At 71.2% G+C, this 17,041-nt stretch carries 13 protein-coding genes and 1 pseudogene; 9 read left to right on the top strand and 5 right to left on the bottom strand.

The features are described from left to right. Positions 1 to 660: 660 nt before the first annotated feature. A complete protein-coding gene (locus QRY02_RS45460; RefSeq protein ID WP_285988868.1) occupies positions 661 to 1,041 on the bottom strand; it encodes a hypothetical protein in 381 nt (126 codons plus the stop codon). Positions 1,042 to 1,250: 209 nt separating this feature from the next. Here QRY02_RS45460 and QRY02_RS45465 point away from each other — a divergent pair, with 209 nt between their 5' ends. The 4 genes and pseudogenes from QRY02_RS45465 to QRY02_RS45480 form a co-directional block, all read left to right on the top strand. Continuing rightward, a complete protein-coding gene (locus QRY02_RS45465; protein ID WP_285988869.1) occupies positions 1,251 to 2,303 on the top strand; it encodes an ABC transporter substrate-binding protein in 1,053 nt (350 codons plus the stop codon). A gap of 82 nt (positions 2,304 to 2,385) precedes the next feature. Further along, a complete protein-coding gene (locus QRY02_RS45470; RefSeq protein WP_285988870.1) occupies positions 2,386 to 3,177 on the top strand; it encodes an ABC transporter ATP-binding protein in 792 nt (263 codons plus the stop codon). Beyond that, positions 3,164 to 4,048, top strand: coding sequence for an ABC transporter permease (locus QRY02_RS45475; protein ID WP_285988871.1), 885 nt, complete (start codon positions 3,164 to 3,166; stop codon positions 4,046 to 4,048). Before QRY02_RS45470 ends, QRY02_RS45475 begins: the two co-directional genes overlap by 14 nt. 79 nt (positions 4,049 to 4,127) lie before the next feature. Continuing rightward, positions 4,128 to 4,430, top strand: a pseudogene (locus QRY02_RS45480) (SMP-30/gluconolactonase/LRE family protein); the annotation flags it as partial. Positions 4,431 to 4,706: 276 nt separating this feature from the next. Here QRY02_RS45480 and QRY02_RS45485 read toward each other — a convergent pair. Beyond that, positions 4,707 to 6,206, bottom strand: coding sequence for a DEAD/DEAH box helicase (locus QRY02_RS45485; RefSeq protein WP_285988872.1), 1,500 nt, complete (start codon positions 6,204 to 6,206; stop codon positions 4,707 to 4,709). 238 nt (positions 6,207 to 6,444) lie between these two features. On the opposite strand from QRY02_RS45485, the gene QRY02_RS45490 reads away from it, so the two are divergent. The 4 genes from QRY02_RS45490 to QRY02_RS45505 are packed head-to-tail and all read left to right on the top strand — an operon-like array spanning position 6,445 to position 9,782. After that, positions 6,445 to 8,151 (top strand): acyl-CoA dehydrogenase family protein, encoded by a 1,707-nt coding sequence (locus QRY02_RS45490; RefSeq protein WP_285988873.1) that lies wholly within the window; start codon positions 6,445 to 6,447, stop codon positions 8,149 to 8,151. Further along, complete coding sequence (locus tag QRY02_RS45495) at positions 8,151 to 8,597, top strand: nitroreductase family deazaflavin-dependent oxidoreductase (RefSeq protein ID WP_285988874.1); 447 nt, start codon at positions 8,151 to 8,153, stop codon at positions 8,595 to 8,597. Before QRY02_RS45490 ends, QRY02_RS45495 begins: the two co-directional genes overlap by 1 nt. After that, positions 8,594 to 9,364, top strand: a complete 771-nt coding sequence (locus QRY02_RS45500; protein ID WP_285988875.1) for a 2-keto-4-pentenoate hydratase — start codon at positions 8,594 to 8,596, stop codon at positions 9,362 to 9,364. The genes QRY02_RS45495 and QRY02_RS45500 overlap by 4 nt, the downstream gene beginning before the upstream one ends. A 4-nt stretch (positions 9,365 to 9,368) precedes the next feature. Continuing rightward, a complete protein-coding gene (locus QRY02_RS45505; protein ID WP_285988876.1) occupies positions 9,369 to 9,782 on the top strand; it encodes a hypothetical protein in 414 nt (137 codons plus the stop codon). Positions 9,783 to 9,840: 58 nt separating this feature from the next. Here the strand turns inward: QRY02_RS45505 and QRY02_RS45510 are convergent, their stop codons facing one another. Beyond that, positions 9,841 to 12,207 carry a Tex family protein gene (locus tag QRY02_RS45510; RefSeq protein ID WP_285988877.1) on the bottom strand — a complete coding sequence of 789 codons (2,367 nt, stop codon included), beginning with the start codon at positions 12,205 to 12,207 and terminating at the stop codon, positions 9,841 to 9,843. Positions 12,208 to 12,352: 145 nt separating this feature from the next. Between QRY02_RS45510 and QRY02_RS45515 the strand changes: the two genes are divergently transcribed. After that, positions 12,353 to 13,828, top strand: a complete 1,476-nt coding sequence (locus tag QRY02_RS45515) for a chitinase (RefSeq protein WP_285988878.1) — start codon at positions 12,353 to 12,355, stop codon at positions 13,826 to 13,828. Between the two features lie 45 nt (positions 13,829 to 13,873). Here QRY02_RS45515 and QRY02_RS45520 read toward each other — a convergent pair whose 3' ends face one another. Both QRY02_RS45520 and QRY02_RS45525 read right to left on the bottom strand, forming a co-directional pair. Continuing rightward, positions 13,874 to 15,532, bottom strand: a complete 1,659-nt coding sequence (locus QRY02_RS45520) for a GMC family oxidoreductase (protein WP_285988879.1) — start codon at positions 15,530 to 15,532, stop codon at positions 13,874 to 13,876. Beyond that, on the bottom strand, positions 15,532 to 16,995 hold the full coding sequence (locus tag QRY02_RS45525; RefSeq protein ID WP_285988880.1) for a flavin-containing monooxygenase: 1,464 nt from the start codon (positions 16,993 to 16,995) through the stop codon (positions 15,532 to 15,534). Before QRY02_RS45525 ends, QRY02_RS45520 begins: the two co-directional genes overlap by 1 nt. Between the last annotated feature and the right edge of the window lie 46 nt (positions 16,996 to 17,041).

The raw sequence follows: 17,041 nt of genomic DNA on the forward strand, positions 1-17,041 counted from the left end.
TTGGGGTCGCGCGTGTTGGGGCGCGCGCGTTGCTGGGCTGGGCTCCTGGGGTGTTGCCGAGCCTGGTGAATCTGGTTGGGCCCGGCCCTCCGCGCTCCTCGCCGAGCACAGTCGACTTGGCGGGGGCGCGGTTGCCGGAAGCGTTGGCTCGGACAGGTTCGCCTGGAGCGCCTTCGCGCCGCTGCCCGGCGGACCGTCGGCAGCCGGGCCACACAGCCCCGCCACTCCCGGCCCAAACGACTTTGCCGGAACCTTGCAGGGCCGGTATCGGCGGGCAGGCTGGTGATGCCGTAACCGGTGTGGTGCCGGTGGTGGGTTGGCCGGTCAGGGGCCTCGGTGCCGCTGGCAGCCTGGCGTGGAGCCGGTGCTGGTTGCCTGCTGGTGGTGTGCAAGGCGTGCCGCCTACGGCGGCCGCCGGTGGAGCATCCGCGGTGCTGGTGATCCAGCCGCGGATCGCGGGCGTGGAGGCCACTCCAGCAGCCCCGCCACTCCAGCAGCCCCGCCACTCCAGCAGCCCCGCCACTCCAGCAGCCCCGCCACTCCCAGGGGGGCGTCCCAGGACCAGTCTATCGGCCACTCCCGACGAAAAGACCGAAAAGCCCTCCCCGAGGTCGGGTTGTCCACACCCCCACCAACCTGTGGACAACCCGCCCCGAAACCCTACTGACCAGCCTCGACCCGCCGCCGCGAGCGGATCAGCCCGGCAATCACCACCACTGCCACTCCCAGCCCGACGCCACTGACGATCGAGGCCACCAAACTGGCCGTCGCCGTTGCCAAGCCGAACGCGCCGCCGAGGTACACCGGGATGGAGATCGCCACCGGTAGCCAGTTGCGCAGCGTGAAGGCCCGGTCCGAGGCGACCCACAGCACCAGCGTCACCGCCGCGGCCGTGACGACCGGGATCGCCCACACCACCAAGCTCGTCAGCGCGTCCATGCCCAGTGACCTGAGCCACTCGAACGACGCCTGGCCCAGCCCGATGAACAACACGACCAGCGCCACGCGGACGCCGGCGGCTCCCTGGCCCCTGCTCGTCATGTCTTCCTCCCGAATCCGTGGTCCACCCTGTACCACGTCCGGCTGACGCGAGCGGTTGCCCGGTTTGGCGACTTTCTCCCGCGGCCCTATGCGCCGCGGCCGCCGATGTCAAGAAATCTCACCAGGATTCCCGGGATGCGGATGGCTATGCGCCTGAGTGGGTGATCGTGCGAACCTCGCCCCCGACACCGACGAAAGGCGATGCTGACGTGCGCACCCCTCGGAGAACCCTGGCCTCGGCACTGGCCGCCCTGAGCGTCTTGGGCGTGCTCGCGGGCTGTTCGCGCGCGGACAGCAGCACCGCCCCGGCCGCGAACCAGGGAACCGCCGGCGAGGTCCGGGTCGGGTTCTTCCCGAACGTCACGCACGCCCCCGCGCTGATCGGCGTCAAGAAGGACTTCTTCAAGACCGAGCTCGGCTCCACCAAGCTCACCACCCAGACCTTCAACGCCGGCCCCGAAGAGGTCAACGCCCTGCTCGGCGGCTCCCTCGACGTCGCCTTCCTCGGCTCCGGCCCGGCGATCAACGCCTTCACGAAGTCCAAGGGCGCCATCCAGCTGGTCTCCGGCGCCGTCTCGGGCGGCGCGCAGCTGGTCGTCAAGCCCGACATCACGAGCGTGGACCAGCTCAAGGGCAAGAACATCGCCACGCCGCAGCTGGCCAACACCCAGGACGTCGCGCTCAAGAAGTTCCTCGCCGGCAAGCAGCTGACCGACCAGGTCAAGATCACCAACCTCGACAACCCGAAGACGCTCGACGCCTTCAAGAAGGGCGAGGTCGACGGCGGCTGGCTGCCCGAGCCGTGGGCGTCCCGGCTGGTCCTCGACGCCGGCGCGAAGGTCCTGGTCGACGAGAAGACGCTGTGGCCGGGTGGCCGCTTCCCGACCACCGTCGTCATCGTGCGCAGCGAGTTCCTGCAGCAGCACCCGGACACCGTCCGTGCCCTGCTCAAGGGTGAGCTCGCCGCCATCGACTGGGCCAAGGCCAACCCGGCGGAGGCGAAGACCGTGGTCAACGGCGCGCTCAAGGAGCTGGCCGGCAGTACCCTGAGCGCAGCGGTCCTGGACCGCGCGTTCTCCGGCATCGAACTGACCACCGACCCCGTTGCCGCCGAGTTCCCGCAGCTCGCGCAGGACTCGGTGACGGCCGGCGTGGTGAAGTCGGCCGTCGCGCTGAAGGGCTTCGCCGACTTCGGCCCGCTGAACGACGTGCTGAAGGCGCAGAACCTGCCCGCCGTCGAAGCCCCCGAACTGACGAAGTGAAACCGGGGCTTCGCCCCGGGCCGGGGGCTCCGCCACCCGGAACCCCCGAAAAAAAGTGAGTGATCCGGAGAGGCAGCCAGCGATGACCACCACCCTCCCGACCGGCCGGGGCAGTGTCACCGGCGCGACCGCGGTGCGACTCGACGGCGTGCGCAAGACGTTCGGCACCGCCGGCCGCGCGGTCGTCGCGCTCGACGGCGTCGACCTGACGGTCGCGCCCGGCGAGTTCGTCTGCCTGCTCGGCGCGTCCGGCTGCGGCAAGAGCACGCTGCTCAACCTGGTCGCCGGGCTGGACGCGCCGTCGGCGGGGGAGATCACGCTGAACACCTCACGGCCGGCGGTGATGTTCCAGGAAGCCGCGCTGATGCCGTGGCTGACCGCGGCCCGCAACGTCGAGCTGCCGCTGCGGCTGGCCGGGTTCGGCCGCGCCGAACGCCGCGAAAAGGCCGCTGAGCTGCTGGACCTGGTGCGGCTGAACGGCGCGGGCGGCAAGCGGCCGCACGAGCTGTCCGGCGGGATGCGGCAGCGCGTCGCGCTAGCCCGCGCCCTGGCCGCGACCCTGCGCGTCGGCGGCGACCCGGAGCAGTCGCTCCTGCTGATGGACGAGCCGTTCGCCGCGCTCGACGCCATCACCCGCGACGTCCTGCAGGGCGAGCTGCTGCGCGTCTACCGCAGCACGGGCACGTCCGTGCTGTTCGTGACGCACGACGTGCGCGAGGCGGTCCGGCTCGGTCAGCGCGTGGTGCTGCTGTCGTCGCGGCCCGGCCGCGTCGTGCGCGAGTGGACGGACGTGCCGCTGGCCGACGCCGAGGAGCTGACCGAGGAAATCACCGGGCACCTGCGCGAGGTGATCAGCACCCATGCCGCAGCTTGACCGGTCCGCCGAAGCCGACCTCGACGCGGTCGGCGCGGGACTGGATTCGCTCGACGCCCCGGTGGGCGACCGCCGCCCGGGCTTCTGGAAGCGGTTCGCCTGGGGGTTCCTGCCCCCGCTGGGCGCGCTCGTCCTGCTGGTCGTCGTCTGGCAGGTCTTGTGGGCCGCGGCCTTCTGGCCGGAGTCGCAGCTGCCGTCACCGCTGGCGGTGTGGGACGAGTTCTGGAGCATCGTCGCCGACGGCCAGGTCTTCGGCTTCGTCTGGACGTCGGTCCACCGCGCCGCGCTGGGGTTCCTGGCGGGCGTGCTCATCGGCACGCCGCTCGGCCTGGTCGTGGCCAAGGTCCGCGTGGTCCGCGCGGCGATCGGCCCGCTGCTGACGGGGCTGCAGAGCCTCCCGTCGGTGGCGTGGGTCCCGGCGGCGATCCTGTGGTTCGGGATCAACGACGCGGCGATCTACTTCGTGGTGCTGCTCGGCTCGGTGCCGTCGATCGCCAACGGCCTGGTGTCCGGCATCGACCAGATCCCCCCGATCCTCCCGCGCGTGGGCCAGGTGATGGGCGCGAACCGGCTGTCATCGGCCCGCCACATCCTGCTGCCGGCGGCACTACCGGGCTTTCTCGCCGGGCTCAAGCAGGGCTGGGCGTTCTCGTGGCGCTCGCTGATGGCGGCGGAGCTGATCGCGCTGTCCCCCCAGCTCGGTATCGGCCTCGGCGCCTACCTGAACCAGGGATCGTCGTTCAACAGCATGGAGACGGTGATCGCGGCGATCTTCCTGATCCTGCTGGTCGGCGTGGGGATCGAGCTGCTGGTGTTCCGCCCGCTGGAGCGCGCGGTGCTGCGGGCCCGCGGGCTCACCTCGTCGCTCTAGAAAGTTTTCGCTCGGAGGTCGGAGCCGGTTCGGCGAGTCCCCGCGCCGGCACGGCGGGCGGGTCCGGTTCGCCGACTGGCTGACCCACGAGATCGTGGCGGTCTCGCCGGCAGGGGAGCGCGAGGTCGTGTTCCGCGCGGACTTCCCGACGATGCCGATGTGTTTCGACTTCCTCGGCGGGCAGCCGCTGATCGTGTCTTCGTCGGACGGTCTTCTGCTGCGGCTCTCGGAGGCCGGCTTGACCACGCACACCGACCTGGGTGGCACCGGGTTCAACGAGGTGGCGGTGACCGGTGCCGGCGGGTGCCACGTCAACGGGGGCGGCTTCGACCTGATGGCCGGGGAGCCCTACCGGCCGGGAGCGATCTTGTTCGCCGGCCCGGACGGCTCGGTCCGCCGGGTGGCGGACGACATCGCCTTCGGCAACGGCATGGCGCTTACCCCCCCCGGACGGCTCGACGCTGATCGTCGCCGAGTCGAACGCGAACCGGCTGACGGCGTTCTCGGTCCTCCCGGACGGCGGCCTGACGGACCGCCGGGTGTGGGCGGACCTCGGCGAGGGGGCGCCGGACGGCATCGCGCTCGACTGTGGGCCGGTCAGCGCGGCCGGCCGGAGGACACGGCCGGTGATCGGCCGTGTCCTCCGTCCGGACGTTGCTCAGCGAGGGCGGCGACCGCCGGCCCGGGTGCCGGACGAAAACGCGGCCGCGCCGCCACTCCGGCGACCACCGGTCGCCGGGGCGGCCGATCGGCCGGTGCCCGCCGCCTTGGCCGCGCCGGCGGACCTGCGGTTGCCTCCCGAGCCGCCCCGGCTCGAGGCAGCCGCACGCGGCTGCTGCTCGTCCCGCCGCGGCTGGCCGGTCGCCCGCGAACGCTGTCCGCCGCGGTTCTCCTTCGGCGTGGCCGGCCCGCCCCGGCGCCCGCGGCCGCTGCCCGGCGCCGCGCCCGTGGCGGACACCTTCTTCGGCCGGTTGTCCACCGCCGGGGCCTTCGAGAACGTGCGCTCGCCCGGGGCCAGCTCCGCCAGCAGCGGGTGACCCGGGCCGAGCTGGGTCGTCGTCGGCTTGATGCCCGCCTTGCGGGTGAGGTCGCGCACGTCGCGGACCTGCGCGTCGGTCATCAACGTCACCACCGTGCCCGACGCCCCGGCGCGGGCCGTGCGGCCGGACCGGTGCAGGTACGCCTTGTGCTCCACCGGCGGGTCCGCGTGGATGACCAGCCGGACGTCGTCGACGTGGATGCCCCGCGCCGCGATGTCGGTCGCGACCAGCGTCTTCGCCGTGCCTGACGAGAACGCCTCGAGGTTGCGCGTGCGCGCGTTCTGCCCCAGGTTGCCGTGCAGTTCCACGGCCGGGACGCCCGACGCCACCAGCTTGCGGGTCAGCGCCTTCGCGCGGCTCTTCGTCCGCGTGAACACCAGCGTGCGGCCCGGCGCCGCGGTCAGGTCGACCAGCACCGGCAGCCGGTGGGTCTCCTCCAGGTGCAGGACGTGGTGCTCCATCGTCGACACCGGCGACTGCGCCGAGTCGACGCTGTGCGTGATCGGGTCGGTCATGAAGCGCTTGACCAGCACGTCGACGCCGTTGTCCAGGGTCGCGGAGAACAGCATCCGCTGCCCGCGCGACGGCGTCTGGTCCATGATCCGCCGGACCTCGGGCAGGAAGCCCAGGTCGGCCATGTGGTCGGCCTCGTCCAGCACGGTGATCTCGATGGCGTCGAGCTTCACGTGCCCGGAGCGCATGTGGTCGGCGAGCCGGCCGGGGCAGGCGACGACGATGTCGATGCCGTCGCGCAGCCGCGTGATCTGCGGGTTCGCGCTGACGCCGCCGAAGATGGTCGTCGTCTTCAGGCCCAGCGGCTTCGCCAGCGGCAGGATCGACGCCTCGATCTGCGTCGCGAGCTCGCGCGTCGGCGCCAGGATCAGCGCGCGGGGACGGCCCGGCTTGCGCCGCGTCGGGCCCGCGGCGAGGCGGGCCAGCAGGGGCAGCACGAAGCCGTACGTCTTGCCGGAGCCGGTCCGGCCACGGCCGAGGACGTCACGGCCGGCGAGGGTGTGCGGCAGGGTCGCCGCCTGGATGGGGAAGGGCTCGGTGACGCCCTGCGTGGCCAGCGCGGCCACGAGCGGGGTGGGCAGGCCGAGTTCAGCGAAAGTGCTCATAAGTACGTGCGGGCGTCGAAGCGCCCTGGTCTCCATAGTGTGAGAAGGGTTGTCCTGCCCGGCGCAGACCGAGTTGTGCGGCCGCGGCGCGTGGTAGTCGACAACAGCAGCGGGCCGAGGCAGAACTGAGCGGCCCGCATGATCAGTATAGCGGGCGAGGGTGACGTAGCCCCAGTGAGATTGCCCGCAGTCGCCGCGCCTTGCTAAGTTACCGGTCGGTAATCGAGGAGGATCCCCCATGCTGCTGAACCCGCGCGAGTACGACCCGGCGCACTTCGACGCCGAGACGCGGCGCCTGCTGCGCGCCACCATCGACTGGTTCGAACAGCGCGGCAAGGCGAAGCTGACCGAGGACTACCACAACCGCACCTTCTACGCGGACTTCATCGAGTTCGCGGGCAAAGAAGGCCTGTTCTCGACCTTCCTGACGCCGGCCGCGAACGCCGGCGGCCACCCGGACAAGCGCTGGGACACCAGCCGCGTCGCCGCGCTCTCGGAAATCCTCGGGTTCTACGGCCTCAACTACTGGTACCCGTGGCAGGTCACCATCCTCGGCCTCGGCCCGGTGTGGCAGAGCGGCAACGACGTCGCCCGCAAGCGCGCGGCCGACGCGCTGGACGCCGGCGGCGTCGGCGCCTTCGGACTGTCCGAAAAGGACCACGGCGCCGACATCTACTCGTCCGACATGGTGCTCACCAAGGACGGCGACGGCTACCGCGCGACCGGCTCGAAGTACTACATCGGCAACGGCAACTGCGCGCGCACCGTGTCGGTGTTCGGCCGGATCGACGGTGTCGAAGGCCCTGACCAGTACGTCTTCTTCTACGCCGACTCCGAGCACCCGAACTACCACGTCGTGAAGAACGTCGTGCCGTCGCAGATGTACGTCGCCGAGTTCCGGCTCGAGGACTACCCGGTGCAGGCCGAGGACATCCTGCACGTCGGCGCCGAAGCGTTCAGCGCCGCGCTGAACACCGTCAACATCGGCAAGTTCAACCTCTGCTTCGGCGGCATCGGCATGGCCACGCACTCGCTGTACGAGGCCATCACGCACGCGCACAACCGCGTGCTCTACGGCAAGCCCGTGACGGACTTCCCGCACGTCCGCCGCGAGTTCGTCGAGGCCTACGCGCGGCTGACCGCGATGAAGCTGTTCTCCGACCGCGCGGTCGACTACTTCCGCAGCGCGAACCCGGACGACCGCCGCTACCTGCTGTTCAACCCGATCACCAAGATGAAGGTGACCACCGAGGCGCAGAAGGTGATCGGGCTGGTCGCCGACGTCGTGGCGGCCAAGGGGTTCGAGGCCGACACCTACCTGGCGATGTCCAAGAACGACATCGACGGCCTGCCCAAGCTCGAGGGCACGGTGGCCGTCAACCTGGCGCTGATCGCGAAGTTCATGCCGAACTACCTGTTCGCGCCGCGGGAGTACGCGCCGGTGCCGACCCGCACCGACGCCGCGGACGACGAGTTCCTCTTCCGCCAGGGCCCGGCGCGCGGCCTGTCGAAGGTCCGGTTCCACGACTGGAAGACCGCCTACGCCGAGGCCGCCCACATCCCGAACGTCGCGCTGTTCACCGAGCAGGCCGGCTACCTGGTCAAGCTGCTCACCGAGGCGGCGCCGGACGAGGCGCAGCAGGCCGACCTCGACTTCGGGCTCGCCCTGACCGAGCTGTTCACGCTGATCGTGTACGGCCAGCTCGTCCTGGAGCAGGCCCGCATCACCGGCTTGGACGACGAGGTCGCCGACCAGATCTTCGCGGTGCTGGTGCAGGACTTCAGCGCCGCGGCGGTGGACCTCAACGGCAAGGCGAGCTCGACCGAGGCCCAGCAGGCGATCGCCTTGGCGGCGCTGCGCAAGCCGGTGGTGGACGCCGGGCGGTTCGAGAACGTCTGGGCACGGGTGCGGGCGCTTTCCGGGGTCTACGCTATGCACCCGTGATGGCGCGGAAGTACCGGCTGGGTGTCCTGCGGAAAGCGGTCAACGTCCTGGTGACAGCATGCTTGACCCGGGGCATTCCGATCGCCGGGAGCACCGGGTGGCTGCTGACCACGCGCGGGCGGCGTTCCGGCGCCGACCGCACCACTCCGGTCAACGTCGTCGAAGTGGGCGGCGACCGCTGGCTCGTGTCGCCGTACGGCCGGGTCGGCTGGGTGCACAACCTGCGCGCCGACGCGACCGCCCGGCTGTGGCGCGGCGACACGCGTGAGACGTGGGAGGTCGAAGAGGCCGACGCCGCCACGGCGGGCCCGGTGCTGCGCGCGTACGTCCGCAAGCTCCCGGTGACGGCGCCGTTCTTCGACGCGAAGCCGGGCGACCCGGCCGGGGCGTTCGCCGCGGAAGCCGATCGACACCCGGTGTTCCGGTTGGCAAGATCTCGGACGTGAACCGAGAGCGGGCGGCGGAGCTGATCTGGGACGCGTGGCTGACCGGCAAGCGGCTGGAGGGGCTCCCGGACGACGCCCGCCCGGGCGACCTCGCCGACGGCATGGCGGCGCAGGCGGCGCTCGCCGAGTTGGCCGGGCCGGTGTCCGGCTGGAAGATCGGCGCGACCACCGTGTACGCCCGCCAGTACCTCGGTGTCCCCGGACCGCTGGCGGGCGCGATGTTCGAGCGGTTCCACCACGTCGAGGGTTCGCCGATCCCGGCGGACACGATGACGATGGGCGTCGCCGAACCGGAGTTCGCCTTCCGGCTCAAGGCCGACCCGGGGTTGTCGCCGTCGCTGACCGCGGTGCTCGACGCGGTCGACACGATGTTCCTCGCGATCGAGCTGCCGGACAGCCGCTACACCGACCACCGCCACGCGGGCGGGCCGCAGCTGCTGGCCGACGCGGCGTGCGCGGGCCGGTTCGTCGCGGGCCGCCCGGTGCCGGGGTGGCGCGACCTCGACCTGCCCCGCCGCCCGGTGGTCCTCCACGCCGACGGCGAGGAGTTCTCGCGCGGCAGCGGCAGCCTGGTGCTGGGCGACCCGCGGCTGGCGCTGCACTGGCTGGCGATGGAACTGCCCCGCCACGGCCGGTCGCTGCGCCCGGGCGACATCGTGACGACGGGAACGGCGACCCCGCCGTGCCCGATCCGGGCGGGCGGCCACGTGGTGGCGGACTTCGGCGAGCTGGGCAGTGTGGAAGCGACATTCACGTCACCGGAGTGATCGGGTGCTGACGTTCCGTGCGAGTTTCGTCGGGCTGGCGCTGGTCGTGGCGGCGCTCGACGCCGGCTTCTGGTTCTTCGCACGCGGCCCTCACCCGATGCCGGCCCGGATCGGCTTCCTGGTGGCGTTCGTGCTGCTGCTGGCCCTGCTGGCGGCGGCCGCGGGGGTGGTGCGCTGGGAGGTGGCGGCGCCGTTGGCTGCGGCCTCGACGTCAGGCCTGCTGTTCGTCGGTGCGACGGCGATCTTCAGCGTGGGACTGGGATTCCTGCTGGCGGCGGTGGTGGAGGCGGCCTTGGTGCGGCGGCTGGTTCAGGATGCGTTGCCGGCGGGGTCGCGCGGGGGTACGTGGGTGATCAGCGCGGCTGCGGCCGTGGTTCCGGTGGTGCTGTTCGCGGTGGGCCTGTTCGCGCTGCGGTAGCCCTGAACGCCGCGAAGGCGGGCCACCCGCAGGTGGCCCGCCTTCACCGGAGGTCTCTCTACTTGCCGAACCCGGCCCGCCGAAGCGCGTCGGCCATCGAGCCGCTGCCGCCGGCGTTCCCGCCGCGGTCCCGGCCACCCCCGCCGCCACTGCCACGCCGATCGCCGCCGCCTCGGCGCTGGCCGCCGCCGCCGCCCTGGCCGCGGTCGCGGCGCTCGCCGCCGCGGTTGCCCGCGGCCGCTCCCGGCTCGTCGTCCAGGCGCAGCGTCAGCGAGATCCGCTTCCGCGGCACGTCGACGTCCAGCACCTTCACCTTCACGATGTCCCCGGGCTTGACGACCTCCCGCGGGTCCTTCACGAAGTTCTTCGACAGCGCCGAAACGTGAGCCAGCCCGTCCTGGTGCACGCCCACGTCGATGAACGCGCCGAACGCCGCCACGTTCGTCACGACGCCCTCCAGCCGCATGCCCGGCTTGAGGTCGCCGATCTTGTCCACGCCCTCGGCGAACGTCGCCGTCTTGAACGCCGGGCGGGGGTCGCGGCCCGGCTTGTCCAGCTCCGACAGGATGTCCGTGACCGTCGGGAGGCCGAACGTCTCGTCCACGAACTCGCCGGGCCGCAGCGACGACAGCGTCCGCGAGTTGCCGATCAGCCCGCGGATGTCCGTGCCGGTCTTCGACAGGATCCGCCGGACCACCGGGTACGCCTCCGGGTGCACCGCCGACGAGTCGAGCGGGTCGTCGCCGTCCGGGATGCGGAGGAAGCCCGCGCACTGCTCGAACGCCTTCGGGCCCAGCCGCGCGACCTCCTTCAGCGCCATCCGCGAACGGAACGGCCCGTTCGTGTCGCGGTGGGACACGATGTTCTCCGCCAGGCCCGTCGTGATGCCCGAAACCCGGGTCAGCAGCGGCGCCGACGCCGTGTTGACGTCCACGCCGACCGCGTTCACGCAGTCTTCGACCACCGCGTCGAGCGAGCGCGACAGCGAGACCTCGGACAGGTCGTGCTGGTACTGCCCGACGCCGATCGACTTCGGGTCGATCTTCACCAGCTCGGCCAGCGGGTCCTGCAGCCGCCGGGCGATCGAGACCGCGCCGCGCAGCGAGACGTCCATGTTCGGCAGCTCCGCCGAAGCGAACGCCGACGCCGAGTACACCGACGCGCCCGCCTCGGACACGATCGCCTTCGTCAGCTTCAGCTCCGGGTGCTTCTTGATCAGCTCGATGGCGAGCTTGTCGGTCTCACGCGAAGCCGTGCCGTTGCCGATCGAGATCAGCTCGACCTTGTGCCGCGCCGCCAGCGCCGCCAGCTCGGCGATCGACTGGTCCCACTTGTTCGCCGGCTGGTGCGGGTAGATGACGTGGGTGTCGACGACCTTGCCGGTCGCGTCCACGACCGCCACCTTGACCCCGGTCCGGAAGCCCGGGTCGAGGCCCATGGTGGCGCGGGTGCCGGCCGGCGCGGCCAGCAGCAGGTCGCGCAGGTTGGCCGCGAACACGCGGACGGCGTCGTCCTCGGCGGACTGGCGCAGCCGCATCCGCAGGTCGATGCCCAGGTGCAGGAGGATCTTGGTGCGCCACGCCCAGCGCACGGTGTCGCCGAGCCACTTGTCGCCCGGGCGGCCCTGCTGGGTGATGCCGAACTTCGCGGCGATGCGCGACTCGTAGTCGGTCGGGCCCACCTGCGGCTCGTCGCTCGGCTCGTCCGGCGACATGGTGAGGTCGAGGACCTCCTCCTTCTCGCCGCGCAGCATCGCCAGGATCCGGTGCGAGGGGAGCTTGGTGTAGGGCTCGGAGAAGTCGAAGTAGTCGGAGAACTTCGCGCCCTCCTCTTCCTTCCCGGACCGGACCTTGGCGACCAGGTGGCCCTGGCCCCACATCTTCTCCCGCAGCTCGCCGATGAGGTCGGCGTCCTCGGCGAAGCGCTCGACGAGGATCGCGCGGGCGCCGTCGAGCGCCGCCTGCGCGTCCGCGATGCCCTTGTCCGCGTCGACGAACACCGCGGCCGCCGCCTGCGGGTCCGTGGCCGGGTCGTTCAGCAGGCCGTCGGCCAGCGGCTCGAGACCCGCTTCGCGCGCGATCATGGCCTTCGTGCGGCGCTTCGGCTTGTACGGGAGGTAGATGTCCTCCAGCCGCGACTTCGTGTCCGCGGCGAGGATCTGGGCTTCCAGGGCCTCGTCGAGCTTGCCCTGGCTGCGGACGGACTCGAGCACGGCGTGCCGGCGCTCGTCGAGTTCCCGCAGGTAGCGCAGCCGCTCTTCGAGCGTGCGCAGCTGCGCGTCGTCGAGCATGCCGGTGACTTCCTTGCGGTAACGGGCGATGAACGGCACGGTCGACCCGCCGTCGAGCAGCTCGACGGCGGCCTTGACCTGTCCTTCGCGCACGCCCAGTTCTTCGGCGATCTTCTGCTCGACCGACACGCTCACTGCAACACGCTCCTGCTTCGCCTGGTTCCGATCGTCTCATTCTGCCGTTTCCGCCGCCCCGACTTTCGGATGGGGCTGCTTGACAATCAGATTGGTCTAGTCCACTTTGTGGTGACCTGCCTCACCAGTGTCGTGGAGGTCGCCCGTGGTCCCCGAGGTCCGCTTCGCTCTGCTTTCCTTACTTTCCGTGGTGACGCTGTGTCTCGGCGTCACTTTCGTGCTCGCCGGCAGCGCTTCGGCGGCGAACATCCTGGCCAACCCCGGCTTCGAAGCCGGCACCTCGGGCTGGACGTGCACCGGCACGGCGGCCGCGGTGAGCACGCCGGTGCACAGCGGCAGCCGCGCCCTGAACGCGACGCCGTCGTCGTCGGACAACGCCCCGTGCTCGCAGACGCTCACCGTCTCGGCGAACACGGCGTACAAGCTGTCGGCGTGGGTCCAGGGCAGCTACGTCTACCTGGGCGTCTCCGGCTCGGCGACGACCAGCACGTGGACGCCCGGCACCAGCGGCTACCAGCAGCTGTCGCTGAGCTTCACGACCGGCTCGAGCACGTCGCTGACGGTCTACCTGCACGGCTGGTACGGCCAGCCGGCGTACTTCGCCGACGACGTCAGCCTCGACGGCCCCGGCACCCCGCCGACGACCACGCCGACCACGCCCACCACTCCGACCACGCCGCCGACGACGACCACCCCGCCGACGACGACCACGACGCCGCCGACGCAGGGTGACCTGCCGAAGCACGTCCTGACGGGCTACTGGCAGAACTTCTACAACGGCGCCAAGGCGCTGAAGCTCGCCGACGTCCCGGCGAAGTACAACATCATCGCGGTGTCGTTCGCGGACGCGACCGGCACGCCGGGCGCGGTGGGCTTCACCCTCGACTCCGGCCTGTCTTCGCAGCTCGGCGGCTACACGGACGCCCAGTTCAAGGCCGACGTCAAGACGGTGCAGGCCCGCGGCCAGAAGGTGATCATCTCGGTCGGCGGCCAGAACGGCACGATCAGCGTCGCCGACTCGACCTCGGCGAACAACTTCGCGAACAGCATCAAGTCGCTGATCGCGAACTACGGCTTCGACGGCGTCGACATCGACCTGGAGAACGGCATCAACGCCACGTACATGGGCCAGGCGCTGCGGAGCATCTACAACGGCGGCGGCAAGGTCATCACGATGGCGCCGCAGACGATCGACATGCAGTCCACCGGTGCGGGTTACTTTCAGCTGGCGCTGAACATCAAGGACATCCTGACGATCGTCAACATGCAGTACTACAACTCCGGCTCGATGAACGGCTGCAACGGCAACGTCTATTCGCAGGGAACGGTCGACTTCCTGACGGCGCTGGCCTGCATCCAGCTCCAGGGCGGCCTGCGCGCGGACCAGGTCGGCCTGGGCCTCCCGGCCTCCCCGCAGGCAGCGGGCGGCGGCTACCAGGCCCCGGCCAACACGGTCTCGGCGCTGAACTGCCTGGCCCGCGGAACATCGTGCGGCAGCTTCAAGCCGGCGGCGACGTACCCGTCGATCAGGGGCGCGATGACGTGGTCGATCAACTGGGACGCGTCGCAGGGGTACGCGTTCGCCAACACGGTGTCGGCCGGGCTCGCGGGCCTGCCCTGACCGTGCGCTGAGCAGGCCCTCCCGGCGGCGCGGTCCGGGAGGGCCTCAGCGGGGCGTCAGCGGCAGCCGCAGGGCTCCCGGCGCCTCCGACGGCACCACCGGCTTCCGCGGCGCCACCGCCGTCACGCGCTGGTACGGCGAGCCCAGCTCAGGCCGTGGATCGGCTTCCCCGCGATTCGGCCAGAACGCCATTGCCCGCTCGGCCTGGGCGGTGATCGTCAGCGAGGGGTTCACGCCCAGGTTGGCCGAGATCACCGAGCCGTCCACCACGTGCAGCCCCGGGTACCCGTACAGCCGCTGGTACGGGTCGACCACGCCGGTTCCGGGGGAATCGCCGATCGTGCAGCCGCCGATGAAGTGGCCCGTGATGGGGATGTTCGCCAGATCCGTCCAGGCCCCCTGTGGCAGGCCGCCGATCTTCGAAGCCACCCGGCGCGTCACCTCGTGGCCCGCCGGGATCCACGACGGCGACGGTGCTCCCGAACCCTGGCGAGTCGTCATGCGCCGGCCGAACAGGCCGCGTTTCGTGTACGTCGTCACGGAATTGTCCAGCGTCTGCATCACCAGCAGCCCGATCATCCGCTCCGACCAGTGCCGCGGGTTGTGGATCCGCAGCAGGTGGCGCCGGGACCGCCACAGTTCGCGCACGCCCAGCACCCAGCGGCGACGGCCCGGCGAGCCGTCCACCAGCACCGTCGCCAGCAACCCCATCAGGTTGCTGCCGCGCCCGTACCGCACCGGCTCCACGTGCGTCACGTCGTCCGGGTGGATCGACGACGTGATCGCGACCCCGCGCGTGTAGTCCGTGTCCGTGCGCAACGACCGGGCCGCGAGCACCGCTTCGGAGTTCGTGCGGGCCAGGAGCCCGAGCCGAGGGGACACGAGAGGCAGCGTCCCGGTGTCCCGCATCCGGTGCAGGAGCCGCTGCGTCCCCAGCGAAGCCGCGGAGAACACCACCTGCGTCGCGGTGAACGTCCGGCGGGCCCGGCGGCCGGTGCGGACCGTGTCCACCGCGTACCCGCCGGAGATCGGCCGCACCGTGATCGCGGTGGTCAGCGGGTGCACCACGGCGCCCGCCTGCTCGGCCAGGTACAGGTAGTTCTTCACGGTCGTGTTCTTCGCCCCGACCCGGCACCCGGTCATGCACTCGCCGCACAGCGTGCAGGAAGAACGCAGGGGACCGGCGCCGCCGAAGAACGGGTCCACCCCGGACTGTCCGAAGTAGACGCCGACGGGCGTGCGCCGGTACGTGTGCCCGATGCCCATGTCGACGGCCACCTCGCGAAGGACCCGGTCCGCGGCCGTCGTCGCCGAGTTCTCGACCACGCCGAGCATCCGCTTCGCCTGGTCGTAGTACGGCGCGAGCTCGGCCTTCCAGTCCGTGATGTGCGCCCACTGCGGGTCGGCGTAAAACCCGTCCGGGGGCTCGTACAGCGTGTTGGCGTACACCAGCGAACCCCCGCCGACGCCGGAACCGCTCATCACGAACGTGTTCTTCAGCAGCGTCAGGCGCTGGATGCCGAAGCAGCCCAGTGCCGGCGCCCACAGGTACTTCCGCACCCGCCACGACGTCTTCGCGAACTCGTCGTCGGCGAACCGGCGGCCGGTCTCCAGCACGCCGACGCGGTAGCCCTTCTCGGTCAGCCGCAGCGCCGTGACGCTGCCGCCGAACCCCGAACCGATCACCAGGACGTCGTAGTCCATCAGCCCGCCACCCGGTAGTCGGCGACGTCGAAGCGCCGGGTCCGGCGGTCGTACTCGGTGACCAGGCCGGGCCAGTTGGTCGTCACCCGGCCGTCGGCCTGCCGGTACCAGCTCGTGCAGGCGGTCCACACGCTGCGGCCCAGCCGCCGCTGCACCTCGCGGTCGTACCGCTCCTCGACCTCCGGTAGCACGTCCAAATAGGACACGCCGGGCCGGGCGAGCCGTTCCACCGCCTGCCGGATGTAGCGCGCCTGGCGCTCGATCATGTAGATGATGGACCCGGCGCCGAGGTTCGTGTTGGGCCCGTAGACGCAGAACAGGTTGGGGAAGCCGGGCACGGTCATGCCCAGGTACGCCCGCGCGCCGCCGGACCACTCGTCCCCGAGTGACCGCCCGCCGAGGCCGCGCACCGCCAGCCGGCCGAGGAACTCCGTCGCGGCGAAGCCGGTGCCGTAGATCAGCACGTCCGCTTCGATCTCCGTCCCGTCCTCGACCCGGACACCCTTCTCGGTGATCTCGCGGATCCGCCGCGTCTCGACGTCGACGTCCGGCTGGGCGAGCGCGGGCAGGTAGTCGTTGGTGAAGAGGATCCGCTTGCAGCCCAGGGGGTACGCCGGCTTGAGTTTCGCCCGCAGCTCCGGGTCCTTGATGTGGCGGCGCCGCAGCTGCGCGGTCCGCAGCTCGAACATCTTCGCCAGCACCGGGTGGCGCGTCATCGCGTAGGTGGCGTACTCGGCGAGCAGGAAGATCCGCAGCCGCCCGAGCAGCTGGGTCGGCGGCAGGTGTTCGAACAGCCAGTGCTGCCACCGCCGGTAGCTCGGATCGGACTTCGCCATGACGTACGGCGGCGTGCGCTGGAAGACCGTGACGTGCTGCGCGCGTTTCCGCAGCTCGGGCACGAACTGCACGGCGCTGGCCCCGGTCCCGATCACGGCGACGCGCTTGCCGGTCAGGTCGACGCCGTGGTCCCACCGCGCGGAGTGGAAGGCGTCGCCGGCGAAGCTCTCCCGGTTCGGGATGTCCGGCAGCGCCGGCCGCGACAGCTGCCCGACGGCGGGGACGAAGACGTTCGCCTCGAAGCTCTCCCCGCTCCGCGTCTCGACGCGCCAGATGCTCCGCGCTTCGTCGAACGCGGCCCCGGTGACTTCGGTCCGGTACCTGATGTGCGGCTCGAGCCCGTACTTCGCGATGACGCGCCGCAGGTAGGCGAGGATGTCGGGCTGGTGCGAGAACCGCTTCGGCCACCGCGGGTTGGGCTCGAAGGAGAAGGAGTAGAGCGGCGAGGGGATGTCGCACGCGGCGCCGGGGTAGGTGTTGTCCCGCCAGACGCCGCCGGGTCCGGCGGCGCTCTCCAGGATCGTGAAGCCGGTGAACCCGGCGCGCTTGAGCTCGATCGCCGTGCCGATGCCGCCGAACCCGGTGCCCACGATCAGCACCGACGGCCCCTTCGCCGAACCAGTCATGCCGGAAAAGCTACGGACTCCAAGGCTGTGACAACAGGCCACGAAC

Origin of the sequence: Amycolatopsis sp. DG1A-15b (assembly GCF_030285645.1) — a bacterium.
Lineage (GTDB): Bacteria > Actinomycetota > Actinomycetes > Mycobacteriales > Pseudonocardiaceae > Amycolatopsis.